Origin of the sequence: Sphingomonas sp., assembly GCF_019635455.1 — a bacterium.
GTDB lineage: Bacteria > Pseudomonadota > Alphaproteobacteria > Sphingomonadales > Sphingomonadaceae > Sphingomonas.
Genome location: NZ_JAHBZJ010000009.1, coordinates 66,613 through 91,097 on the forward strand (window position 1 = coordinate 66,613; position 24,485 = coordinate 91,097).

The window sequence follows — 24,485 nt, forward strand, 5'->3', positions numbered from 1 at the left end:
CCAAGCCCGTTAGAGCGCGGCGACCGTTTCCAGAAACGCCGCGACCTTTGCCACATCCTTGACGCCGGGCGCGGATTCGACGCCGGACGAGACATCGACCAGCCGCGCGCCGGTGATCCGCACCGCGTCGGCGACATTTTCCGCGTCGAGTCCGCCCGACAGCGCCCATGGCAGGGGATGGGCAAATCCGTCGAGCAGCGCCCAGTCGAACCGCAGGCCCATGCCACCGGGGAGCCGGGCATCGTCCGGCGTCTTTGCGTCATAGAGAATGCGTTGGGCAGCGCCGCGAAACGCATGGGCGGTGGCGAGATCCTCACGGGTCTTGACCGGGACCGCCGCCCAGACGGGAAGGCGGGTGCGCGCGCCGATCGCGGCGGCGCGTTGCGGGCTGGCGCGGTGGAGCTGAATGGCATCGAGGCGCGCCGCGCCGATCGCCTGGTCGAGCAGCGCATCCTCAGGATCGACGAACACGCCGACACGACCGACCCGATCGGGAACGCGCGCGCCGAGCGCGGTGGCGCGGTCAAAGGTGACGTGGCGCGGCGAGGGGGGGAAGAACACGAATCCGATATGCGCGGCGCCGCCGGCAATCGCAGTATCCATCACTTCGACGGCGGAAAGACCGCAGATCTTGGCAGTAACGCGCATGAAGTTCCTTTGCCACCCGGGGGCATTTCGGGGCCGCCGCCCGGCGATCGCCGAACGGCCGGTTCTTGGGGCAAGGCGGAGGCCGGAACAAGTCCGCTGCGACAGGTTAGAGCGATTTGACGAGCACCGCCATCGTCAGCGGCGGATCGACCGGCACCGGAAAGGGCCGCGTTTCGGCGGCGCGCGCATAGCCGTGACGGACATACCAGGCGATCAGTTCGGCGCGGCGGTCGATCACCGTCATTTCGATGCGATCGGCGCCAAAGGTATCGCGCGCGGTCGCTTCGGCGGCGGCGATGAGCTGCTTGCCGATCCCCTGTGCCTGACGCGTCGGATCGACGCAGAGCAGGCCGAGATAGGCAAGGCCGCCGCCGCGGCTGGCGATATTGACGCAACCGAGGATCGCGTCGCCGCCCAGAGCGATCAACAGGCGGCTGTCGCCATCGAGCAGCGCGGCAAGCGTCGCGGAATCGGTGCGCGGATCGAACAGCAGGTCGGCCTCATGGGTCCAACCCCTGCGTGCGCTGTCCCCGCGATAGGCGCGTTCGATGACGGGATGCAGCTGCGGCAGGTCGGCGGCGCCTGCGGGGCGGATCAGCGATGCTTGCATCGGCGCGCTGATCGAGCAATTTCCTGCCGATATCAAGATATGCCGGCATTCCGATGATGGAGTATCGACCGAATGATCCGGCCTCGCCACATTGTGTCTGATTGCCGTTTCGATGGCCGCCGTGAGCGGCTGCGCGCCCATCTCCGCCAGCCGGTGGGCGCTCCGGAGACTCCCTGGCCACGCAAGGGCAACTCAAGATGCTGGGGCGCAGACCGCGCTAGAGTGTCGCTTCGATCGCGCGGGCGGCGTGGTCGGGGTCCTCGGCCTGGGTGATCGGGCGGCCCACGACCAGGATCGACGCGCCGGCGTCGAGCGCGGCGCGCGGGGTGACGACCCGTTTCTGGTCGGCATGGTGGCCGTTGCCGTTTGCGGGACGGACGCCCGGCACGACGAAGAACCCGTCCTTCCACGCGGCGTGCGCGGCCCTTACCTCCTCGCCCGAGCAGACGATGCCATCGACGCCGGCCGACCGGGCGAGATCGGCAAGGCGCATCACCTGTTCGTGCGGATCCGGTGACAGGCCGATCGATCGCAGGTCGTTGCCGTCGAGACTGGTGAGCATGGTGACGGCCACCACTTTCGTCCCGGTCGGCGCCGCAGCCTTCGCATCCTCAAGCATCGCGCGGCCGCCGGCGGCATGAACGGTCAGGATCGCCGGATCGAGCGGGCGAAGCGCCTGGATCGCCTTGCCCACCGTATTGGGGATGTCGTGCAGTTTGAGGTCGAGGAAGATCGGCAGGCCGATCTCTGCCATCTCATGCACGCCGTGGCGGCCATTCGCCATGAAGAATTCAAGCCCCAGCTTGATCCCGCCGACATGGGCGCGAACGCGTTTCGCGATCGCCTTGGCCCGTTCGATGTCCGGCGTGTCGAGGGCGACGTAGATCGGGCTCATAGCGGCAGCGACGGTGCGGCGGAGGGCTGGGGTTCGGCGACCGGTTCGGGATCGGCGACCGGCGGGGGTGGCGGCGTCGGTGCAGGGCGCAGATCCTCGATCGTGCGTTCGAGCATCGCGACCCGGCTCTTCATCCGCCAGCGCCAGGTGTGAAACACGAGCAGCACCGGCACGAAGCCGATCAGAAACATCACCAGCAACAGAAAGGGCAGATTCACATCGGCGACCAGACCACTCCACAGCCGGATTTCGACCGGCTGCCAGTTGGTCACCGCGAAGGCGGCGGCCAGGCCGAGGATCAGGAACCAGAACAGGGCCTTGAGAAACTGCATCCGCCGCGATCATCCTTTTGTCGTTCCGCTCCTGATTAGGGCGGGTGAACGCGCTTGACCAGCCTCAGCCGATTTCGGCGCGAAGTTGGGCGAACAGCGCGGGGATGGCGGTGAGGCGCGATTCCTCCTCGTCCAGAATTGCATGAAAGGCCGCGCGCTTGATCGCGGTCGCCCGGCCGGGGCCGAGTGCCGCGTTCGCGGGCAGGGCGGACAGCAGGATGTCGATCAGCCGCTCCGCTCCGTGAAGCCGGCCCCACAAATAATCGTTCTCGCGATAGGCCCGGCTGAAAAATGCGCCGAAATTGTTGAACTGAATGCCCTTCAGCGTGGCCGCCGCGCCGCCGGCGCGGATCGATTTGGCGTCATCGGGGGAGATGCGATCGACCCGAATCGGGTCGAACTCGTTCAATCCTTCGCCGCGCAGCAGCGGCAGGGTGGCGATGTCGAAGAACGGGAAGCCGAGATAGGCGAGAAGCATCGGACGTCGCATCTCCTTCGACAGCCGGCTCAGCGCCTCCGACAGGCGAGCGTCTGTCTCGTCGTCCAGCGTTCGCAGGTCCATGCGCGCGGCAAGCTGGTCCATCAGCATGGCGGCATCGGGCTCGCTGGCGCGGGCGGCTTCCCGCAGGCCGAGAAACGGGTCCGTGCGCTGACATTCGAGATAACCGGCGAGCGATTCGTAGATCGCCTCGCGCATCGGGGTCAGTTCGGCATTTTCATGTTCCTGGTCGAGTTCGGTCAGGCGCCGGCCCAACAGACGCAGCCGGCGGATGCGAAAGCCGACATCATGCGAACGAAGCAGGTCGAGCGTCGCCGCATTGGCGGTGGGCGCGAAACTGTCGGCGTCGCGTCGCGCGATCTCCGCGCCGATCGCCGCGCGCACCCGATGCCAGCGTTGCGCACCGGGCCGGTCCGCGATCTGTTGCAGATGGGTGGCGATGCGGTCGGCGACGCCCTCCACCTTCAGCATGCCATAGGCGGTGTGACCATATCCGGCACGAGCGGCGGCGGCCGATTGCGCGCGGGCGCGCCACCCGGCGAGGCGCTTGGGCGTGGGATAATCGAGGAAGAGGGTATAGCCGAACAGCGATTCGACCTGGTTCTCCACTTCCACCCGGATCCGCTCGGTAATCGCCAGCATCCGCTCGATCTGTGCGGAACGCGAGGCGAGGGCGTCCAGATTGTCGCGGATCGGCTGCTGTCGCGGCAGTTCGGACAGGGCGCCGATGATCGTCTGGAAAAAGCCCGGATTTGCTGGCGTTCCGTCGCCGTAAATGCCGAAGCGATGGCCCGGGGTCGGATCGACGAATACGAAACGGCGATCGATCTGCCGCCGCGCCGGGCGCTCCTTCAGCGCGTCGATCGCCGGCCGGAACGGGGCGTTGGCGAGTACCGACCCGTCGATCAATGCGGCCTTTTCCGCGACGCCGGCGGCATATTGCCGGGGAAGCGCCCGCTCCAGAAACGGCTCACGTCCCGGCCACGGCATCTTGCGCTCGGCGAGCACGCGATCGAGTTCGGCGATGGTCGCCGGGGGGAACGCGCCCGGGAAGCTGGACGTCGCGCGCGCGGCAAAGGCAAGCTCTGCGGGATCGGCCAGTGTCGCCTCGCTGCCATGGTCGCTGAACGAAAAGACCAGACGGTGCTCGGTTTCGACCACTTCGGGCGGGGAATTGAGCTTGAGCCGCTCGGGATGGCCATTGAAATCGGTAACGGTGACGAACAGGTCGAGCGGCTGCCCGGGCGGGAGCAGGCGCGGTCCGCGCGGGGCATTTTCCATCGCCGTCAGCGCGTCCAGCATCATGTGGAGCAATTGTTCGCCGCCAAAGGGCGGTTCGAACCATCGCGACCGCACGAACCGCTCAAGCTTCGCGCGAACCTCTTCCCGGGCGCCGCTTTCCACGGTTTCATCGACCCCCGATCCCTGGCGCGCCACCATCCACGCGATCGGCAGCGCCCACATCTTCGCCAGCTTGTGCGAAGGGCCATGTTCCGGGTTCAACAGTGCCTCGACATCGGCGGTTTCGAGCCACAGGTCGGTGAGCGGGTCGAGCGACTGGCCGGTGGCGATCGCCTGGGACAGGAATACCCCGTTGATCCCGCCCGCGCTCGCGCCCGCGACGATATCGACGATCGCGCGCAGCCGGACATCGGTGACGGCCAGAATCTCGTCGAGCAGCGCGCAATAGACCGCCTCGCTGCTGCGCACGGCGCGTTCGCCGTCGCGATGCGCGCGACTGGCGCTGGCGAGGTGCCAGATCTCCTTGGTGATGCCGTGCATGTAGACGGCCAGGCTGATCCCGCCATAGCAGATGAGCGCGAGGCGCAGTTCCTTGTCGCGCATCGGTTCAGCCCCGCGCCAGATCCGCCCAGATGGGCAGGTGATCCGACGCGGTGCGCGATGCGGCGCTGTCATGCACCCCGCAATCGCGCACCTGGAGGCCGGCGGAGACCATGATCCGGTCGAGCCGCGCGACCGGGCGGCGGGCGTGGAAGGACCGACCGGTGGGCGCGAACGCGAAGTCGCGCCCGAAATCGCGCAGGCAGCCCGATTGCGAACTCCAGTCGTTGAGATCGCCCATCATCACGGTCGGCAGCGCGCGTTCGCTGGCGGACAGGTGCGTCAGGATCGCATGTGCCTGCCGCCGTCGCCACAGGCCCGACAGGTCGAGATGCATGCCGACGACGCGCATCATCTCTCCGCCGATCCGCACGTCGGCCATCACCGCGCCGCGCGGTTCCAGCGCCGGCAGGTGGATAACCTCGCAGTCCAGAACCTGCGCCTCCTTGCGGACCAGGATCGCGTTGCCATGCCATCCCATGCTTCCGGTGCGGACGCCGAACTGCACTGCCTTCCACGGGCTGTGCTCCTCCAGCATGTGGAGCGGGATGACGCCATGGCGCTTGCCGAACCGTCGATCGCATTCCTGCAACGCGACGATATCGGCGTCGATCTCGCGCAATACCTCCAGCGTGCGTTCGGGGCGCCGCCGTCGGTCGGTCCCGATCGACTTGCGCATGTTATAGCTCGCGACCTTCAGCATGGTCCCTGTTTGCGGGCGCGCGGTGCGAAGGGCAAGGGGATCAGCGTGGAATAGGGTTGCTCATCTGCGGTTGCTGTCGTGCTTCCTTCGCCGCCGTCTGCAACCGTCGCGCGGTTTCCTCCGCAGCGTCCGGGGTCATGGCAATCGCGATGCCGTTCGGGCCGTCCAGCATCACGATGCCGGACTCGGCGCTGGCACTGCCCGCACGGGTGTGCGGTTGCCGTCCCGATACCTCCATCGTCGCAATCCCCTGTTGATCGAAGTGCGGAAGGAACGCGAACGGCTCGCAAAATATCCAATCGTCACGGAACGCCAACGAAGAAATGCGCGATTCACCGCCCTCCGGCTTCGAGCAGGCGCCGTGGCGCCACCAGTTCCCAACTGATCGCGACGCGATCGCCGACCCGATCCCAGTCCAGGTCCGCGCCGTCGAGATGAATGCCGACCCAGCCGGAAGGTCCGAAATAGGCAGGGCGAAAATAGAGGTCCGGATCCATCGCGATCAGCGATTCCTGTTCATCGATGCCGCTGGTCTTGACGATCGCGGCGGTGACGTCGTCGCCATGATGATGGTGCCAGAAATAGGCGAACATCCTGCCCTTGCGGATCAGGAAGGCGGGCATGCCGTGGGACAGCTTCTCATCCGCGTCGGGAAGGGCAAGGGCGATCGCCCGCAACCGCTCAAGCGCGGTCGCGGCGCGGGGGGTCATGTGGTCAGCCATCGTCCGACAATGCGGGGATAGAGCCGATGTTCCGCCGCGAGCACGCGCGCGGCGAGCGTCTCGGGCGTGTCGCCCGGAACGATCGGCACCTGTTCCTGCCCCAGCACCTCGCCGCCATCCAGTTCCTCCGTCACGAGGTGGACCGAGCAGCCCGCGACCGCGTCTCCGGCGGCGATGGCGCGGGCATGGGTATCCAGCCCCTTGTATTTGGGCAGCAGTGACGGATGGATATTGACGATCCGCCCGCGCCAGCGCGCGACGAAGTCGTCGGTCAGCAGCCGCATATAGCCGGCCAGCGCGATGACGTCGGCGCCATGGTCGCGCAGCGCGGCGTCGATCCGCGCCTCGTAATCGGCCTTCGCCATCCCCCTGGGCGACAGGGAAAAGACCGGGATGCCGTTCTCCGCAGCCCAGGCGAGGCCCGGCGCTTCGGGCCGGTCCGACGCGATGAGGGCGACCTCATACGGGCTGGCGGCTGCGCGCGCCGCCTCGACCAGCGCCATCATGTTCGAGCCGCGCCCGGAAATCAGGATGCCCAGCCGGCGCTTCACCGCCCATCTCCCCGGCGCGGGCCGGGACGGTCAGCCATGATGCGTGGCGCTCCACGGTGCGCGCGCGCTCCAGGTGCCGGCACCGCCGGTGACCGTACAGCCGCGCGCCCCTTCCACGATCGTGCCGATGCGGTGGACGGTTTCACCCGATGCGCCGAGCGCCTGGCTCACCGCATCGGCATCCGCCGCCGCGACGATCGCGACCATGCCGATGCCGCAGTTGAAGGTCCGCGCCATTTCCTCCGGCTCGATCGTCCCCTGCGCTTGCAGAAACGCCATCAGCCGTGCCTGCGGCCAGGCATCGGCATCGACACGGGCATGACAGCCGTCGGGCAGGACGCGCGGGATGTTTTCGAGCAGGCCGCCACCGGTGATGTGCGCCAGCCCGTTGATCCGGCCATCGCGCAGCAGCGGCAACAGGCTCGACACATAGATGCGCGTCGGCGTCATCAGCGCGTCGATCAGGACGGCGTCATGGTCGAACGGGGCGGGGCGGTCGAGTTTCCATCCCTTGTCGGCCGCAAGACGGCGGACCAGCGAGTAGCCGTTGGAATGGATGCCCGTGGAGGCGAGTCCCAGCATCACGTCCCCGGGACGGATACCGGTGCCGTCGAGCAGCCGGTCGCGCTCCACCGCGCCGACACAGAAGCCCGCCAGATCATAGTCGCCGGGTGCGTACATGCCCGGCATTTCGGCGGTCTCTCCCCCGATCAGTGCGCATCCGGCCTGGCGACACCCGTCGGCGATGCCGGCGATCACGCGCTCCGCGACGCCCGTGTCGAGTTTTCCGGTCGCGAAATAGTCGAGAAAGAACAGCGGCTCGGCACCCTGCACGATCAGGTCGTTGGCGCACATCGCGACCAGGTCGATACCGACGCCGTCGTGGTGGCCATGATCGATCGCCAGCTTCAGCTTCGTGCCGACCCCGTCATTGGCGGCGACGATCAGCGGATCGCTGAACCCTGCCGCCTTCAGGTCGAACAACCCGCCGAACCCGCCCAGATCGGCGTCCGCACCCGGGCGGCGCGTGGAGCGGGCGAGGGGGGCGATGGCGCGAACCAGCGCGTTGCCGGCGTCGATCGACACGCCCGCCTGGGCATAAGTGTACGGCTTCGGATCGGTCATGCAGCGGCGCCTAGCCATATCTTGCTTGGATTTCCACGCCTGCTTCGCCAAAAGGGCCGCGAAATGTTCGCGCGCCCGTCCTCCGCTCTCACCGCCGCAGCCGCAATCGCGCTGGTGGCGACCGTCGGCCTTGCGATCGCGCAGTCGGGCGGGCGCAAGTTTGACGACAGCCGTGAGGCCGGCGACAGTTCGGGCAGCTTCGAAATCGGCGGTGTCGATGTGGACGTGCGTGGCAAGGACGCCGAATCGGCACGGCTTGCCGGATGGCGCCTGGCCCAGCGCAAGGGGTGGGACATGCTCGCGCGGCAGCTGGCGGGACATGGCTCGTCCATGTCCGATTCGGCGCTCGACGGGATGGTCACCGGCATCATCATCGAAAAGGAAGAGATCGGCCCGAACCGCTATGTCGCACGGCTGGGCGTCCTGTTCGATCGATCGCGCGCCGCGTCGATCCTGGGCGTCGGCGGCACGATCATGCGATCGCCCCCCATGCTGTTGCTTCCGTTGCAGATTTCGGGCGGCGCGGCGCGGGTGTTTGAAGGCAGCAACGCCTTTGCGGAAGGGTGGACCCGGTTCCGTACCGGCAACAGCTCGATCGACTATGTCCGGCCCGGCGGCTCGGGTCCCGACCGGCTGTTGATGAATGCCGGCCAGATCGGCCGTCGCGAGCGCGGCTGGTGGCGCGCGATCCTGGACCAATATGGCGCGACGGACATCCTGACGCCGTCGGTGGAGCTGCGCCGCACCTATCCCGGCGGACCGATCATCGGCGTGTTCACCGCCGCGCACGGTCCCGACAATCGCCGGATTGCGCAGTTCGTGCTGCGCGTGAACGACGGCACCGCGCTCGCCGCGCTGATCGATGCGGGTATCGCGCGAATCGACAAGGCGTATCAGGAAGCGCTGCGCAGTGGCGTGCTGAAGCCGGACCGGTTGCTGGTGACCGAACCGCCAAAGCCCGCCGTGCCGGTGGAAGAGGTGGAAACGGGCGAGGAGGCCCCCATCGATACGGGCGAAGCGCCTGTCGTCGCCACCGGCTCCAACCTGATCGTTCAATTCGACACGCCGAGCGTCGGCGCGGTTACGAACGGAGAGGCGGCGATGCGCGCGATCCCCGGCGTCAGCGGCGCGAGCACGACCAGCCTGGCGCTGGGTGGCGTATCGGTGATGCGGGTGACCTATTCCGGCAGCATCGCCTCGCTGCGCGCCGCGCTCGAAGCGCGGGGGTGGCAGGTACAGGAAGGGCCGGGGGTCCTGCGAATCCGGCGCGGCGGCGTTCAGCCCCAGTCGCCCGGACCGGCGCAACCCGCCGAAGCGGGGAACAGCAGCGCGGGATGAGCCAGCTTCCGCTGCCGCTCGACCGGCCCGCCGGCGCGCGCGAGGACAGGTTTCTGATCGGCGAGGCGAATGCGAGGGCGGTCCAGATCCTCGAGCGCTGGGCGACATGGCCGGTCATGGCCGCGATCATCACCGGCCCGCGCAAATCGGGGCGCAGCCTGTTGGCGCGGACGATGGTGGCACGCAGTGGCGGGACGATGATCGATGAAGCCGATCGACAGAGCGAGGCAATGCTGTTCCACGCCTGGAACGAGGCGCAGCTCACCCACCGGCCATTGTTTCTGATCGCCGATGAGGCACCGCCGCTGTGGCAGGTGAAACTCCCCGATCTGCGATCCCGGCTGGGCGCCAGCCCGGTCGCGCGGCTGGACCAGCCGGACGACATGCTGGCGACGCAAATCCTGGCGCAGTTGCTCGACCGTCATGAACTTGTCGCGCAACCGGATACAGTGGCATGGATGATGCGACGGATCGAACGAAGCTATCTGGCGATTCTGCGCACCGCCGAGGCGCTGGAGGAAGACGCCAGCCGCCACAAGAACCGACGCGTGTCGATTGCGACGGCGCGTGCCACGCTGACCGCTGCCGGCCTGCTCAGGGACCCGGCGCTGGACCATTGAAGAGGACCCATGGCCGCACGCGCACATCCCAAATCCGGCGAAGGCCAGGACCTGGCGGAACCGTCGATCGCGGCGGTGCCTGAAGCCCGCTATTTCAACCGCGAGCTGTCGTGGCTCGCGTTCAATCGCCGGGTGATGGAGGAGGCGTGCAACACCGCGCATCCGCTGCTCGAACGATTGCGCTTCCTGTCGATTTCAGGGTCCAACCTCGACGAGTTCTTCATGGTCCGCGTCGCCGGCCTGAAGGGGCAGCAGATGCAGCAGGTGGAGGCGCAGTCGGCGGACGGCCTGACCCCGGCGCAGCAGCTGGCGGCGATCGTGTCGCACGCGGGCGAACTGGTCGATAGCCAGCAGGCGGTGTGGAGCGACATTCGGCGCGAACTGGGCGAGCGCGGGATTGAGGTAATCGACGCCGATACGGTCCCCGCCTCCGCAACCGACTGGACCGAACAGCATTTCCGCGATCAGGTGTTCCCGATCCTGACCCCACAGGCGCTGGATCCCGCGCACCCCTTTCCGTTCATCCCGAACAAGGGCCTGAGTGTCATCTTCGATCTGGTTCGCCAAAGCGATGGCGAGCCGGTGCGCGAGCTGGTTCTGCTGCCCGCCGCGACCCCGCGTTTCGTGCGCATTCCCGGTGAGACCGCCTGCTACATGCCGGTCGAATCGCTGTTGAAGCGGTTCGCGCCGCAGATGTTTCCGGGTTTTCGCGTGCTCGGTTCCGCGACCTTCCGGGTGCTGCGCGACAGCGATATCGAGGTGGAGGAGGAGGCGGAGGATCTGGTCCTCTACTTCCGCACCGCGATCAAACGCCGCCGGCGCGGCCGCGTCATCCGCCTGGAAATGGAGGAGGGGATCGATCCCGCGCTGGAGGCGGTGCTGAAGGAAGAGCTGGGCGGCAGCGAGGCACTGCTGACGGAAACGGGCGGCTTTCTGGGCATTGGCGACCTGGCGCAGATCGTCGAGGAGGACCGCCCCGATCTGAAATTCCCGCCCTTCGCCGCGCGCTTTCCGGAACGGATCCGCGAATATGACGGCGACTGCTTCGCGGCGATCAAGGCCAAGGATATCGTCGTCCACCACCCCTATGAGTCCTTTGAGGTGGTGATCGCGTTCCTGAAACAGGCCGCGAGCGACCCCGACGTGGTGGCGATCAAGCAGACGCTCTACCGCGCGGGCAAGCAGTCGGCGGTGATCCAGGCGCTGATCGCGGCGGCGGAGGCCGGCAAGTCGGTCACCGCCGTCGTCGAACTGAAGGCGCGGTTCGATGAGGAGCAGAACATCCTGTGGGCGAATGCGCTGGAACGCGCCGGCGTCCAGGTGATCTATGGGTTCACCAACTGGAAGACCCATGCGAAGGTATCGATGGTGGTGCGGCGCGAGGGGGACGAGTTCCGCACCTACTGCCATTTCGGCACCGGAAACTATCACCCGATCACCGCGCGCATCTATACCGATCTCAGCTTCTTTACCGCCGACCCCAGGGTCGGGCGCGATGCGGCGAAGATCTTCAACTATGTCACCGGCTATGTGGAGCCGCAGGATCTGGAGCTGCTGACGCTGTCTCCACGCCGGTTGCGCGAGCGCCTGATGGCGCTGATCGACGCCGAGATCGCCAATGCGCGCGCCGACCGGCCGGCCGGCATCTGGGCAAAGATGAATTCGCTGGTCGATCCGGCGATGATCGAAAAGCTGTACGAGGCGAGCAATGCCGGGGTGGAGATCGATCTGATCATCCGTGGCATCTGTTGCCTGCGTCCGGGCGTCGCCGGCATGTCGGAGAATATCCGCGTCAAATCGGTGGTCGGCCGTTTCCTCGAACACAGCCGCATCTGGGCGTTCGGCAATGGCCGCGAACTGCCCAATGACGGGGCGAAGCTGTTCATCTCGTCCGCGGACTGGATGCCGCGCAACTTCGACCGGCGGGTCGAGTTCATGTTGCCGGTGCTGAACCCCACGGTCCACGACCAGGTGATCGATCAGGTGATGGCGGCCAATCTGATTGATACCGAACAGAGCTGGGAGCTGGATGCCGATGGCCGGTACACGCGCGAGGATCCCGGGCAGCACCCGTTCAACCTGCATCGCTACTTCATGACCAACCCGTCGCTGTCCGGTCGCGGAGCGGCGCTGGAATCGAGCGGTGCGGTGCCGAAGAAGCTGTCGCTGCGCCGCTGGCGCGCGGAACGCAAGGGATGAGCATGGCGACGCGCCTGTTCCGCCGACCCCGTCTGGATGCGGCGCCGGTGCGCCGGCGGACCGCGATCATCGACATCGGTTCGAACTCGATCCGGCTGGTCGTCTATGACGGCGCCGCGCGGCTGCCGGCGATCCTGTTCAACGAAAAGGTGATGGCCGGCCTCGGCCGGTCGCTGACCCAGACCGGCGCGATCGATTCCGAGGCGCTGACGGTCGCGACGACGGCGCTGGCGCGGTTCGCCAATCTGGCGCACGAGATGGAGGTGGACGCGCTGCGCACCGTCGCGACAGCCGCCGTGCGCGATGCGTCGAACGGCGAGGAACTGGTGGCGATCGCGCGCACGCTGGGCCTTGATGTCGAATTGCTGTCGGGCGAGGCGGAGGCTTTGGCAGCCGGATATGGCGTGCTGTCCGGCATTCCCGAGGCGGACGGGATCGTCGGCGATCTGGGCGGCGGATCGCTGGAACTGGTGCGCGTGGTGGCCGGGACGGTGACCGATCGCGCTTCCTTTCCGTTGGGCGTGCTGCGGATCGCGGCGATCCGGGCAAAGGGGAAGGGGTATCTGGACAAGGTCGTCGCCGGCCTGCTCGACGCGGCTGGCTGGGAGGGCAGGGGCGCGGGGCTGCCCTTTTACCTTGTCGGCGGATCGTGGCGCGCGCTGGCGCGGCTCGACATGCACCTGACCGGCTATCCGCTGCCGGTGATCCATGAATATGTCATGCCGGCGGCGACCGTTGCCCGGCTGAAGCGCACGATCGCGCAACTGGGCAAGTCGCAGGTGCGATCGGTGCCGAATCTGTCCTCGGGCCGCATTCCCACCATGGAGGATGCCGCCGCGCTGCTGGCGGTGGTGATCGGGCATCTGGGCAGCACGGAAACCGTGGCGTCGGCGTTCGGCCTGCGCGAGGGGCTGTTGTTCGGCGACCTCACGATCGAGCAGCGGCAGGAGGATCCGCTGATCGTCGCCGCCCGCGACGAGGCGGAGCGGTCGGGCCGGTTTCCCGAACATGGCGACCTGCTCGATGCGTGGATCGCGCCGCTGTTCGCCGATGACGGCGACGAGAATGCCCGGCTGCGCCACGCCGCCTGCCTGCTGGCCGATGTCGGGTGGCGGGCGAACCCGGAGTTTCGGGCCGAGCGCGGGCTGGAGATCGCGCTGCACGGCAACTGGGTCGGCGTGGGGGCAAGGGGTCGGGCGATGATCGCCCAGGCGCTCTTCACCTCGCTCGGCGGAGGATTCGAATCGCCGGCGCCGGTCGGCCAGCTGGCGCCATCCCACGATCTGGAGCGGGCGCGGCTATGGGGACTGGCGATGCGGCTGGGGCAGCGGCTGAGCGGCGGCGTGGCCGGGCCGCTGCGTCGCTCGTCGCTGATCGTCGCGGACGAGGAACTGACGCTGCGGCTCGATGAGGATGATGCCGCGCTCTATGGCGAAGCGGTCGAAAAGCGGCACCGCGCCCTGGCCGGTGCGCTGGGCCTGGGCGCGGCGGTAGAGGTGTAGCGCCGCGCCGCCGGGATATCGCCGGCGGCGGCGCGGGCCGGATCACGACGACAGGGAGCGGGATCGGGTGATTCGCAGTCCGCGAAGCACATCGGATCCACCATGTGTCCACCAATCGCAAACCCGTGCGCTATCGGGTGGTTCGCGCCAGGGTCTAGCCGCAGCGGGCGGCCTTGATCGTATCGACATTGTCGAGGTCGAGGTTGAGGCGATCGGAGCGGAAGTCCATCGTCACTGCCTGGCCGGGGCGAATCACGCGCAGGCTGCGGGCGCCGGAGCGTTCCTTTGCGCGGGCGCCCATTTCGTCAGTGTAGGGACGGCCGACCATCGGCTGGACGCGGTCCGCATTGCACAGCACGCCCGCCTCCCGGCCGGGCATCGGCGCGCATGCGGCCAGGATCAGCGGGAGCGAAAGGGCGAGGGGACGAATCATCACGGTCCTCCGACGGGTTGGACGCGCGGGCATCCTATCACCGCGCGCGCGGCAGATCAGCCCGGCTCTTCGGTCCGGGTCATCTTGAGCTTGCCGTTGCGGACGGTGAAGCCCAGCTGTCCCTCGACCAGCGCGAGCGCGTCGCGGCCGAATTGTTCGAACCGCCAGCCCGAGAGGATCGCCAGCCCTTCGCGCTGGCCCGAGGCTAGCGCCTCCAGATCGTCGGAGCGGGCGAGCAGCCGGGCGGCGACGTTGATGTCGCGCGCACGGATCTTCAGCAGCAGTTTCAACAGGTCGGCGACCAGTGCGCCCTCCTTGCCGAGCGGCAGCTTGCGGTCGTCGCGCGCCGGCATCTCGTCCTGCGGCATCGGCCCCGCATCGTCGAGCGCGGCCATCAGCCGGCCACCGATATCGTTGCCGCCCCACGACGCCGACAGGCCGCGCACACGCGTGAGGTCAGCCTGTTTGCGGGGGGGATTGGCGGCGAGGTCGGCGATCGTCTCGTCCTTCACGATGCGGCCGCGCGGCAGGTTCTTGCCCTGTGCCTCGCCCTCGCGCCAGGCGGCCAGCGCCTTCAGCCGGCCAAGCACTTCGGCCTTGCGGCTTGATACGCGGATCCGCTGCCACGCCTTTTCGGGGTCGTTGCGATAGTTTTCGGGATCGGCGATCCGCTCCATCTCTTCGTCCAGCCACGCGCCGCGACCGGTCTTGCGCAGGCGTTCGAGCATCTTCGGGAAAATGGCGGAAAGGTGCGTCACATCGGCGATCGCATAGTCGATCTGCCGCTTGTCGAGCGGTCGGCGGCTCCAGTCGGTGAAGCGCGCGCCCTTGTCCACCGTGATGCCGAGATAGGTTTCGACCAGATTCGAATAGCCGATCTGTTCCCCCTGGCCGAGCGCCATCGCCGCGACCTGCGTGTCGAACAGCGGGTGCGGCGTCGTGCCGGTGAGGTTGTAGACGATCTCGATATCCTGCCCACCGGCGTGAAAGACCTTCAGCACGTCTTCGTTGTTCACCAGCAGGTCGAGCAACGGCGTCATGTCGAGCCCGTCGGCCATCGGATCGATCGCGGCCGCTTCGTTGGTGTCGGCGATCTGGATCAGGCAGAGTTCGGGCCAGTAGGTGTTTTCGCGCATGAACTCGGTATCGACCGTCACGAACGGTTGCTGGGCGAGGCGGGCGCAGAGATTGGCGAGGGTTGCCGAGTCTTCGATCAGGCCATGAATGTGCATCGCGCGCCCATAGACAAGCGCGCGCGGGTTGACAAAGGGCAGTGTGGAGGGGAAGCGCGCGACCTTCACCATTTTGTTGATATCTCGAAAGCAGCCATGCACGCCTATCGCACCCACAACTGCGCCCAGCTGTCCTCCGCACAGGTGGGCGAGACCGTCCGCCTGTCGGGCTGGATCCATCGCAAGCGCGATCATGGCGGCGTGCTGTTCGTCGATCTGCGCGATCATTACGGCATTACCCAGATCGTCGCCGACACCGATTCGCCCGCGCTGCCGGTGCTCGAATCGCTGCGGCTCGAATCAGTCGTCACGATCGACGGCGTGGTGAAGGCACGTGCCGAGGGAACGGTGAATCCCAACCTGCCGACCGGCGAGATCGAGGTGTTCGCGCGCGGCGTGACCGTCCAGTCGGCAGCGCAGGAGCTGCCGATGCCGGTTGCGGGCGAACAGGAATATCCCGAGGATATCCGCCTGCGTTATCGCTTCCTCGACCTGCGGCGCGAACAGCTGCACGCGAACATCCTGCTGCGCAGCCATGTGATCGCGAGCCTGCGCAAGCGGATGATCGACCAGGGCTTTACCGAGTTCCAGACGCCGATCCTGACCGCCTCTTCGCCGGAAGGCGCGCGCGACTATCTGGTGCCGAGCCGGGTGCATCCGGGAAAATTCTATGCCCTTCCCCAGGCGCCGCAGATGTTCAAGCAGCTGCTGATGGTCGCGGGCTTCGACCGTTATTTCCAGATCGCGCCGTGTTTCCGCGACGAGGATGCGCGCGCCGACCGCAGTCCGGGTGAATTCTACCAGCTCGATTTCGAAATGAGCTATGTCACCCAGGACGATGTGTTCGCCGCGATCGAGCCGGTGCTGCATGGCGTGTTCGAGGAGTTTGCGAACTGGCAGGGCAAGGGGCGCACCGTCTCGCCGCTGCCGTTCAAGCGCATCCCGTATCGCGAATCGATGCTGAAATATGGCAATGACAAGCCGGATCTGCGCAATCCGATCCTGATATCGGATGTAAGCAAGCATTTCGAAGGCTCTGGATTCGGGCGGTTCGCCTCGATCGTCGAGGCGGGCGACGTGGTCCGCGCGATCCCCGCGCCGGGGACCGCGGAGAAGAGCCGCAAATTCTTCGACGACATGAACAGCTGGGCGCAGGGCGAGGGCTTTGCGGGCCTTGGCTATGCGACCCGCAAGGGCGGCGAATGGGGCGGCCCGATCGCCAAGAACCATGGCGAGGACAGGATGTCTGCGCTGGCCGACGCGCTGGGCCTCGGGCCGGACGACGGCATCTTCTTCGCGGCCGGCAAGGAAGCGCAGGCGGCGAAGCTGGCCGGGCTGGCGCGCACCCGCGTCGGCGAGCAGCTGGGCCTGATCGACGACAAGCGGTTCGAATTCTGCTGGATCGTCGATTTTCCGATGTTCGAATATGACGAGGACGCGAAGAAGGTCGATTTCAGCCACAACCCGTTCAGCATGCCGCAGGGCGAGCTGGAGGCGCTGGAGACCAAGGACCCGCTCGACATCCTTGCCTGGCAGTATGACATCGTCTGCAATGGCGTGGAGCTGTCTTCGGGCGCGATCCGGAACCACCGGCCGGAAATCATGTACAAGGCGTTCGAAATCGCCGGCTATTCCCAGGAACAGGTCGATACGAATTTCGCGGGCATGATCAATGCGTTCAAGTTCGGCGCGCCGCCGCACGGCGGATCGGCGCCGGGCGTCGATCGTATCGTAATGCTGCTCGCCGACCAGCCGAACATCCGTGAGGTGATCGTCTTCCCGATGAACCAGAAGGCGGAGGACCTGATGATGCAGGCGCCGTCGATGGTGAGCGAGAAGCAGCTGAAGGAGCTGAACATCCGCCTCGCGCCGGGGGTGGGGCAGTAAGGTTCCGCATCGCGTGACCCCGGACATGTTCCGGGGGCCGCCTGTACCAACGCACGGTCCCGCGCGCGCCTGTCCACAGCGCCTGCCGCCCGGGGGACCCGGGAACAGGTCCGGGACGACGCGCTAGGCGCGCGGATAATCGATCGCCATCACTTCATATTCGCGCTCGCCGGCGGGCAGCGCGACGCGGCGCAGGTCGCCGATCGCGGCGCCGCGCAGGGCGCGGGACAGCGGGGCGTTCCAGCCGACGCGTCCGGCGCCGGCATCCGCCTCGTCATCGCCGACCAGCGTCATCGTGCGGTGGTTGTCGTCCTCATCGGCGATCGTCACCGTCGCGCCGAACCAGATCCGGCTGCGGTCCTCCTGCCGGGCCGGATCGACCACCTTGGCCGCCTTCATCCGCTTCGCCAGCCAGCCGAGCCGCCGGTCGATCTCACGCAGCCGCTTGCGGCCATAGATATAGTCGCCATTTTCGGACCGGTCGCCATTGCCGGCGGCCCAGGCGATGGTTTCGACCAGTGCCGGGCGCTCGGTACCGAACAGCCGGTCATATTCCGCCTTGAGCGCCGAATAGCCGGCGGGGGTGATATAGTTCGGGCGATCGTTCACAGCCGCTTCCCCATGCTGACGATGGGTTCGACGTCATAGCCCATGCGGCGCCAGAAGGCGGCGACCTCCTGATTGGACAGACGCACCTGAAGGTTGATCTTTACGCAGCCGAGATCGGCGAGCGCGCCCTCCGCCGCGCGGACCAGCCGGCTGCCGATGCCGCAGCCGCGCGCTTTTGGATGCACCGCCAGCTTGTAGAGCCAGCCGCGATGGCCGTCATAGCCGGCCAGGATGGTGCCGAGCACATGGCCGTTTTCCACCGCGACCAGAAACAGGTCGGGCTGGACCGCCAGCTTGGCCGGGATCACCACGTCGGGCCGGCTGTGCGGCGGGTCTTCGGGAAAGACCGCGCGCCACAGCGCATCGACTTCGCCGAACTGCGCCGCCCCGAAAGGCCGGATTTCGATCACGTTCAGCCGGGCCGGTTCTTGCCCAGATACCAGCTGATCCGGTTCTGCCCGCGCGAGGTGGAGCGGCCCGGGTTGAGCAAATCGTACACCACCGCATTTTCCAGCACGCGCTGGACGTAATTCTTGGTCTCGTAGATCGGGATCGCCTCGACCCAGTCGAGAATATCGACGCCCGGCATGCGCGGATCGCCATTGGCGCGGATCCACTTGTTCACATTGCCGGGGCCGGCATTGTAGGCGGCGACCGCGAGCGGGTAGCTGCCGCCATAATAATCGAGCATCCGCTGAAAATAGGTCGAGCCGAGGCGGATATTGTAGCTGGGGTCGTCGGTCAGCGCGGCGCGATCGTAGCTCAGCCCCATCTTGCCGGCGGTTTCCCGGGCGGTCGCGGGCATCAGCTGCATCAGGCCACGCGCGCCGGCACGGCTGACCGCGCCGCGATCGAACTGGCTTTCCTGGCGCGCGATCGCATGGATGATCGTGAAATAGCCTTCCTGACCCGGCGGCACCGGCACCATCGGATAGCCCGCAAGCGTATAGTCGGACAGGCCGTTGAGCAGCGCGCTGCGCCCGACCATCACCCCCAGGTCAGGGCGCCCGATCGTGCGCGAGAGTTCGGCGGCGAGGATGTGATCCTCTTCGCTGGTCGCGTCGGCGGCGATCTGGCGCAGGAACAGGCTCTGATCGTCGCGCCGGCCGAGCGTGCCGAGCATCTGGGCGACGCGCACGACTTCGCGATTGTAAAAGGCGGTGCGCGCGGCGGCGCTGGCCTTGCCGGTATCCAGCGCCGGTGGTGGACGCAGCGGCAGGGAGAGCCGTTCGGTGGCGAGCTGGCCGTAATACAGGTCCGAAAAGGCGGCGGCGCGCTGATAATAGCCCTGGGCGGCGGGGGCCTGACCCGCGGCCTCGGCGGCGCGGCCGGCCCAGTAAATGCCCTTTGACTGGGTGGTCGGGGTGCGGCTGCCGCGCGAATAGCGGTCGAACATGCCGACCGCCTGGTCCGGGCGGCGCAGCTTCTGCATCGCGACGGTGCCGGCGAGCCAGACGAGGCTGGTGTAATCGTCGCGGATGCCAAGCCCCATGTCGGACACGTCGGTGCCGGGGGCAAAGGCGTCGTCCACCTGGCTGGCGATGGCATAGGCGGTGCTGTACTGGCCGTCCGCCTCCGCCGCGCGGGCATTGGTCAGCAGCACCTCATACCATTTCTCGACATTGCCGGGCCGGCTGGCGAGCGTGCGCGGGCGGGCGAGAAGCGAGCGGGCGGAGCCGCTGGCGCCGTTGTTGCGCAGCCACATCGCGCGGTCGGCGATGAAGCCGGGGTCGCTGGCGCCCTGTGCCTCGACCGATGCCGCCTTTTGCGCGGCGTCGGGGGCGTTGCCGCCCAGCGCGAGGCGGGCGTCGAACAGCGCGCGGTTCTGTGGAGAGGTGAAACCGAGCTGGCGCGCGGCGGCGCTGCGCTGATCCTGCCACAGCAGCGCATCCATGCGCGCGTCGTGATCGGCCGGGGTGATCGCGGCGGCGAAGTTGCCGAGCAGGGCGGCTTCGTCGCTGGCGCGCAACGCCCCCATCCGCCAGGCGCGGCGGGCCTGCTCCTCTGCTTCGGGCCGGCGGCCCGAAAGAGCGAGCGCCTCGGCAAAGCGGATGCGTCCGGCGGCGGTAAGCGGCGGGAAGCGTTCAAAGAAGCGCACCACGAGCGACGGGGAGTCCGCGCCTGAGGTCAGGATCGTCTCTGCGGCGGCGCGGCGGCTCGTCTCCCCCGGCCAGCCGGGGTGGGCGAGGAGGAAGTTGGCATAGTCGCTGAACGGCCAGCGGTCCGACTGCTGAAGCCGGTTCCACTGATCGATATTATACTGGAGCGCGCTCGCCGAAGCGGGCGCGACAGGGACTACCTGTGCCGCGATCGCGAGGAATTTCGCGCGGTACCACTCATAGCCCTCCTGGACCACGGTGGACGAAACCGCGACACCCGATACGCCGGCGAGCAGGAGCCCGCTTCTGAACAACGAGGCAAGCATGCTGGACATGATACGGAATCCCGGCCTATGCGCCACCCCGATTTTTCAGACGATTGGGGCATTTTGACGCATATGTTTCACGGATCGATCCCCGCGCTGATCACCCCGTTCCGTAACGGCACGTTCGACGAGGCCGCATTTCGCGATTTCGTCGAGTGGCAGATCGCGGAAGGATCGGCTGCGCTGGTCCCGGTCGGCACCACCGGCGAGGCGGCGACGCTGACCAAGGACGAGCATTTCGAGGTGGTGCGGGTGTGCGCCGACCAGGTGCGCGGTCGCGTGCCGGTGATCGCTGGCGCCGGATCGAACGACACGCGGGTCGCGATCGGCAACGTCCAGGCGGCGAAGGCGGCGGGGGCGGATGCGGTGCTGATGGTGCCGCCCTATTACAACCGCCCGAGCCAGGAGGGGATTTTCCGGCATTTCGAGGCGGTCGCCGCCCAATGCGAGCTGCCGATCGTGCTGTACAATGTGCCGGGCCGGACGGTGACCGACATCCAGCCGGAGACGGTGATTCGCATCGTCCAGGCGTTTCCGGGCAGGTTCGTCGCGATCAAGGATGCGACCGGCGACCTTGCCCGCGTCTCGACGCACCGCGCCGCGCTACGGAGCGAACTGGCGCAGCTGTCGGGCAATGACGACCTGGCGCTGGCGTTCAACGCGATGGGCGGGGTGGGGTGCATTTCGGTGACCGCGAACGTCGCGCCCCGGCTCTGCGCCCAGTTCCAGGCAGCGTGCGCGGAGGGCGACATGGTCCTGGCGCTGGCGCTGCACGACCGGCTGTTCGCGCTGCACGCCGCGCTGTTCAGCGACGCGTCGCCGGGGCCGGTGAAATATGCGGTGAACCGGCTGCGCCCCGAAATTTCGACGGAACTGCGCCTGCCGATGGTGGAACCGGCTGCGGCGAGCAAGGCGGCGGTCGATGCGGCGATGGCGGTGGCGGGCCTGATCTAAACCGTCGACACCCCGCGCACGTTCATGGCTAACCCTGGCTTTCGCACCGGGAACGCGTGGCGGCCGGGGAGCGACGCGGGTGCGCGCGCGCGAGCCGCAGGATTATCTGGCCGCAGGATTATCTGAGGGCGTCCGCTTCCCTTTCCCCGCGCCGCCGCCTACATCGCGCGTCCCATGCCGCGTCCCAAACCCGCCGAATTCGACAAGAAGAAGATCGTCGCCGAGAACCGGCGCGCGCGATATGATTATTTCCTCGACGAATTTTTCGAGGCGGGAATCGCGCTGCACGGGACCGAGGTGAAATCGCTCCGTTTCGGCGAAGGATCGATCGCCGAGAGCTATGCCGAGGTGCGCGACGGCGAGGCGTGGCTGATCAACGCCAACATCCCGGAATTTTCGCACGGCAACCGCTTCAACCACGAACCGCGCCGCCCGCGTAAATTGCTCCTTCATCAACGGCAGGTAGAAAAGCTGCATGGCGCGGTGGCGCGGGAGGGCATGACGCTGATCCCGATGTCCATCTACTTCAACGGGCGTGGCCGCGCGAAGGTGGAGCTGGCTCTGGCCAAGGGCAAGAAGACTCACGACAAGCGCGAGTCGATCAAGGAGCGGGATTGGAAACGTGACAAAGCCAGGCTCCTCCGCGATCGAGGCTGAAGGCATGTGGGGACGGTTTCACGGCTGGGCGCGGCGCAACATGCCGACGCGCGAGAGCATGGAACAGAGCCGCTGGCTGCGCCCCGTATCGCACCGCGTGCTCGCGCCGGAGCTGTGGCGCTTCACCCGCCGTTCGGTGCCGCGCGGGGTGGCGCTGGGGATGGTCACGGGCATCATGATCCCGGTCGGGCAGATCATTGCCGCCGCCGCGTTGGCATTGCCGTTTCGCGCGAACGTACCGGTCGCCTCGCTGACGACGTTCATCACCAATCCGTTCACGACGCCGCCATTGTGGGTCGCGGCCTATTGGGTCGGGCGAAAGGTGCTGCAACTCGACGCGGCGGTGCCGGGCGCGCCGATCACCACCCATGTCGCCAACGACAGCTGGCTGAGCTGGCTGCTGGCCGAGGCGGGGCCGGCGACGATCACCGGGCTGGTGACGATCACGATTGTCGCGGCGGCACTCGGCTATCTGTTGAGCGCGGTCGGATGGCGGCTGTGGATCGCGCACAAGTGGCGCAAGCGGATGGCTGCCCGCGCGAGATAAAGTATCACGGGCGACTTGAATGGGCGTGTGATCGGCGTAAGACACGCCCATCCGAGTCCCATACAAGGTAGCCCGATGCGTATCCTCCTGACCTCCGCCCTTCTTGCCAGCACGTCGATCCTGGGTGCCTGCGCCGGCACGGCCGCGCGCGATGCGGTCGCACCGCCCGAAGCGGTGGCGGTGCCGGCTGAAGCGGAAAAGGCGCCCCCGCCGGCGATCGGCGCGTTCGGGTTCGACGAAACCGGCATGGACAAGTCGGTCGCGCCGGGGAACGATTTCTACACCTTTGCCAACGGCACCTGGGCGAAGAACACGCCGATCCCGGCCGACAAGTCGAATTTCGGCATGTTCACCGCGCTGGAGGACCTGTCGAAGAAGCGCGTGCGCGACATTCTGGATGAGGTGAAGGGCGATCCGGCGAGCCAGATCGGCCGCGCCTATTCCAGCTATCTGGACACCGCGACGGTCGAGGCGCGGGGACTGGCGCCGATCCAGCCCTGGCTGGGCAAGGTGCGCGGGCTGACCAGCAAGGCGGGCTATGGCGCGTTGGTGGTCGAGGCCGCGAAGAATGGCGTGCGCGGACCGTGGGGCGGCTATGTCGGACAGGACGACAAGCTGCCGCAGAACTACATCTTCACGATCTTTCAGGGCGGTACCGGCCTGCCTGACCGCGACATGTATCTGGTCGACAATCCCAAGATGGCGTCGATCCGTGCGGCGTATCTGGTCTACCTCACCAAGATGCTGACGCTGGCAGGCGAAGCGAACGCTCCGGCGCGCGCCAAGGCGATCATGGATCTGGAGACGCGCATCGCCAAGGTGCAGTGGACGCGCGAGGATTCATCGGATTCGACCAAGACCTACAACAAGTACACGCTGGCGCAGACTGCCCAGTTCGCCACCCCGACGCTGCCCATGCCGGCGATGCTGAAGGCGATCAGCCCGAAGATCGACGCGGTGCTGGTCAGCCAGCCGAGCGCGGTCAAGGCGATCGCCCAGATCATGGACAAGGCGCCGCTGGCGGTGCTGAAGGACCAGATGATCGCCAACAGCATGGGCGGCCTGTCCGACTATCTGCCCGATGCGGTGGCCGACGCGCGCTTCGCCTTTTACGGCACCGTCCTTCAGGGAACGCCGCAGCGCGAGGAGCGGTGGAAGCGCGGGGTTTCGTTCACCGAAGGCACGCTGGGCGAGGCGGTCGGCAAGGAATATGCCGCGCGCTATTTCCCGCCCGAATACAAGGCGGAGATGCAGAAGCTGGTCGGAAACGTGCTGGCGGCGATGGGGCGCCGGATCGACGGGCTGGACTGGATGCAGCCGGAGACGAAGAAGCGCGCCAAGGCGAAGCTCGCGAATTTCACGGTGAAGGTCGGCTATCCCGATCGCTGGCGCGATTATGCGGGGCTGGAGATCCGGGCGGACGACCTGTTCGGCAACGCGATCCGCTCCAACCAGTTCGATTACCAGTATATGATCGACAAGCTGGGTGGGCCGGTGCGCAAATGGGAATGGGGGATGCTGCCCCAGACGGTGAACGCCTATGCCAATTTCGGCATGATGGAAGTGGTGTTCCCCGCCGCGATCCTGCAACCGCCCTTTTTCGATCCCAAGGCCGACCCCGCGGTCAATTATGGCGGCATCGGCGCGGTGATCGGGCATGAGATCAGCCACCATTTCGACGATCAGGGTTCGAAATATAACGAAAAGGGCGAGTTGTCCGATTGGTGGACCCCCGCCGATGTCAAGGCGTTCGATGCGGCGACGAAGGCGCTGGTGGCGCAATATGACGCCTATGAGCCGCTGCCCGGCGAGCATGTGAAGGGTGAGTTCACGCTGGGCGAGAATATCGGCGACCTGGCCGGGCTGACCATCGCCTATGATGCGTACCAGCATTCGCTGGACGGCGCGACGCCGCCGGTGATCGACGGCTATACCGCCGACCAGCGATTCTATCTGGGATGGGCGCAGATCTGGCGGCGCAATTATCGCGAGGCGAACCTGCGCCAGCGGCTGCTGACCGATCCGCACAGTCCGTCGCAGCAGCGCGCATGGGTCGTCCGCAACCTTGATCCCTGGTATTCGGCGTTCAACCCGACGCCCGACCAGAAGCTGTACCTGTCGCCCGAGAAGCGCGTTCGCATCTGGTGACCGCTTG

General features: G+C 67.0%; 24 protein-coding genes. 9 read left to right on the top strand and 15 right to left on the bottom strand.

Annotated elements, in window-relative coordinates:
• Positions 1–9 precede the first annotated feature (9 nt).
• The 10 genes from KF783_RS11745 to purM form a co-directional block, all read right to left on the bottom strand.
• Positions 10–648: a phosphoribosylanthranilate isomerase gene (locus KF783_RS11745; RefSeq protein ID WP_294079542.1), complete on the bottom strand. Its 639-nt coding sequence runs from the start codon at positions 646–648 to the stop codon at positions 10–12.
• Positions 649–754: 106 nt separating this feature from the next.
• The gene (locus KF783_RS11750) at positions 755–1,258 is read right to left on the bottom strand and encodes a GNAT family N-acetyltransferase (RefSeq protein WP_294079544.1); all 504 of its coding nucleotides are present in this window, start codon (positions 1,256–1,258) and stop codon (positions 755–757) included.
• A 217-nt stretch (positions 1,259–1,475) separates the two neighbouring features.
• Entirely contained in the window at positions 1,476–2,153 is a 678-nt protein-coding gene (gene pyrF / locus KF783_RS11755; RefSeq protein WP_294079546.1) for an orotidine-5'-phosphate decarboxylase, read from the bottom strand.
• Positions 2,150–2,485, bottom strand: a complete 336-nt coding sequence (locus tag KF783_RS11760; protein WP_294079548.1) for a LapA family protein — start codon at positions 2,483–2,485, stop codon at positions 2,150–2,152. The genes pyrF and KF783_RS11760 overlap by 4 nt, the downstream gene beginning before the upstream one ends.
• A gap of 64 nt (positions 2,486–2,549) precedes the next feature.
• Positions 2,550–4,829: a patatin-like protein gene (locus tag KF783_RS11765; RefSeq protein ID WP_294079550.1), complete on the bottom strand. Its 2,280-nt coding sequence runs from the start codon at positions 4,827–4,829 to the stop codon at positions 2,550–2,552.
• A 4-nt stretch (positions 4,830–4,833) separates the two neighbouring features.
• Positions 4,834–5,529: an endonuclease/exonuclease/phosphatase family protein gene (locus tag KF783_RS11770; protein ID WP_294079552.1), complete on the bottom strand. Its 696-nt coding sequence runs from the start codon at positions 5,527–5,529 to the stop codon at positions 4,834–4,836.
• A gap of 40 nt (positions 5,530–5,569) precedes the next feature.
• The gene (locus KF783_RS11775; protein WP_366511742.1) at positions 5,570–5,845 is read right to left on the bottom strand and encodes a hypothetical protein; all 276 of its coding nucleotides are present in this window, start codon (positions 5,843–5,845) and stop codon (positions 5,570–5,572) included.
• Positions 5,846–5,861: 16 nt separating this feature from the next.
• Positions 5,862–6,239, bottom strand: a complete 378-nt coding sequence (locus tag KF783_RS11780; RefSeq protein ID WP_294079554.1) for an MmcQ/YjbR family DNA-binding protein — start codon at positions 6,237–6,239, stop codon at positions 5,862–5,864.
• A complete protein-coding gene (purN, locus tag KF783_RS11785) occupies positions 6,236–6,757 on the bottom strand; it encodes a phosphoribosylglycinamide formyltransferase (RefSeq protein ID WP_294079757.1) in 522 nt (173 codons plus the stop codon). The genes KF783_RS11780 and purN overlap by 4 nt, the downstream gene beginning before the upstream one ends.
• Positions 6,758–6,832: 75 nt before the next feature.
• The gene (gene purM, locus KF783_RS11790) at positions 6,833–7,927 is read right to left on the bottom strand and encodes a phosphoribosylformylglycinamidine cyclo-ligase (protein WP_294079556.1); all 1,095 of its coding nucleotides are present in this window, start codon (positions 7,925–7,927) and stop codon (positions 6,833–6,835) included.
• A 63-nt stretch (positions 7,928–7,990) separates the two neighbouring features.
• Here purM and KF783_RS11795 point away from each other — a divergent pair, with 63 nt between their 5' ends.
• Genes KF783_RS11795 through KF783_RS11810 form a run of 4 tightly spaced genes read left to right on the top strand, consistent with a single transcriptional unit; the run spans position 7,991 to position 13,586 of the window.
• On the top strand, positions 7,991–9,265 hold the full coding sequence (locus KF783_RS11795) for a heavy-metal-associated domain-containing protein (RefSeq protein ID WP_294079558.1): 1,275 nt from the start codon (positions 7,991–7,993) through the stop codon (positions 9,263–9,265).
• Positions 9,262–9,885, top strand: coding sequence for a chromosomal replication initiator DnaA (locus tag KF783_RS11800; RefSeq protein WP_294079560.1), 624 nt, complete (start codon positions 9,262–9,264; stop codon positions 9,883–9,885). The genes KF783_RS11795 and KF783_RS11800 overlap by 4 nt, the downstream gene beginning before the upstream one ends.
• 9 nt (positions 9,886–9,894) lie before the next feature.
• Positions 9,895–12,084 (top strand): RNA degradosome polyphosphate kinase, encoded by a 2,190-nt coding sequence (locus KF783_RS11805; protein ID WP_294079582.1) that lies wholly within the window; start codon positions 9,895–9,897, stop codon positions 12,082–12,084.
• Between the two features lie 2 nt (positions 12,085–12,086).
• Entirely contained in the window at positions 12,087–13,586 is a 1,500-nt protein-coding gene (locus KF783_RS11810; protein ID WP_294079758.1) for a Ppx/GppA family phosphatase, read from the top strand.
• A gap of 154 nt (positions 13,587–13,740) precedes the next feature.
• Here the strand turns inward: KF783_RS11810 and KF783_RS11815 are convergent, their stop codons facing one another.
• Together KF783_RS11815 and rnd are read right to left on the bottom strand one after the other, a co-directional pair.
• The gene (locus tag KF783_RS11815; protein ID WP_294079584.1) at positions 13,741–14,019 is read right to left on the bottom strand and encodes an I78 family peptidase inhibitor; all 279 of its coding nucleotides are present in this window, start codon (positions 14,017–14,019) and stop codon (positions 13,741–13,743) included.
• Between the two features lie 56 nt (positions 14,020–14,075).
• Entirely contained in the window at positions 14,076–15,251 is a 1,176-nt protein-coding gene (rnd, locus tag KF783_RS11820) for a ribonuclease D (protein WP_294079760.1), read from the bottom strand.
• Between the two features lie 96 nt (positions 15,252–15,347).
• Here rnd and aspS point away from each other — a divergent pair, with 96 nt between their 5' ends.
• Positions 15,348–17,138: an aspartate--tRNA ligase gene (aspS, locus tag KF783_RS11825; protein WP_294079586.1), complete on the top strand. Its 1,791-nt coding sequence runs from the start codon at positions 15,348–15,350 to the stop codon at positions 17,136–17,138.
• 123 nt (positions 17,139–17,261) lie between these two features.
• On the opposite strand, the gene greB is transcribed toward aspS, so the two are convergent.
• The 3 genes from greB to KF783_RS11840 are packed head-to-tail and all read right to left on the bottom strand — an operon-like array spanning position 17,262 to position 20,172.
• Positions 17,262–17,747: a transcription elongation factor GreB gene (greB, locus tag KF783_RS11830; protein ID WP_294079588.1), complete on the bottom strand. Its 486-nt coding sequence runs from the start codon at positions 17,745–17,747 to the stop codon at positions 17,262–17,264.
• Positions 17,744–18,157 (bottom strand): GNAT family acetyltransferase, encoded by a 414-nt coding sequence (locus tag KF783_RS11835; protein WP_294079590.1) that lies wholly within the window; start codon positions 18,155–18,157, stop codon positions 17,744–17,746. Before KF783_RS11835 ends, greB begins: the two co-directional genes overlap by 4 nt.
• A 2-nt stretch (positions 18,158–18,159) precedes the next feature.
• Positions 18,160–20,172, bottom strand: coding sequence for a lytic transglycosylase domain-containing protein (locus KF783_RS11840; protein WP_294079762.1), 2,013 nt, complete (start codon positions 20,170–20,172; stop codon positions 18,160–18,162).
• A gap of 72 nt (positions 20,173–20,244) precedes the next feature.
• On the opposite strand from KF783_RS11840, the gene dapA reads away from it, so the two are divergent.
• The 4 genes from dapA (at position 20,245) to KF783_RS11860 (ending at position 24,478) form a co-directional block, all read left to right on the top strand.
• Entirely contained in the window at positions 20,245–21,126 is an 882-nt protein-coding gene (dapA, locus tag KF783_RS11845) for a 4-hydroxy-tetrahydrodipicolinate synthase (protein WP_294079764.1), read from the top strand.
• A gap of 174 nt (positions 21,127–21,300) precedes the next feature.
• Positions 21,301–21,783 (top strand): SsrA-binding protein SmpB, encoded by a 483-nt coding sequence (gene smpB, locus KF783_RS11850; RefSeq protein ID WP_294079592.1) that lies wholly within the window; start codon positions 21,301–21,303, stop codon positions 21,781–21,783.
• Between the two features lie 4 nt (positions 21,784–21,787).
• Positions 21,788–22,330 (top strand): DUF2062 domain-containing protein, encoded by a 543-nt coding sequence (locus KF783_RS11855; protein ID WP_294079767.1) that lies wholly within the window; start codon positions 21,788–21,790, stop codon positions 22,328–22,330.
• Positions 22,331–22,405: 75 nt separating this feature from the next.
• On the top strand, positions 22,406–24,478 hold the full coding sequence (locus tag KF783_RS11860) for a M13 family metallopeptidase (protein WP_294079594.1): 2,073 nt from the start codon (positions 22,406–22,408) through the stop codon (positions 24,476–24,478).
• The last annotated feature ends 7 nt before the right edge of the window (positions 24,479–24,485 follow it).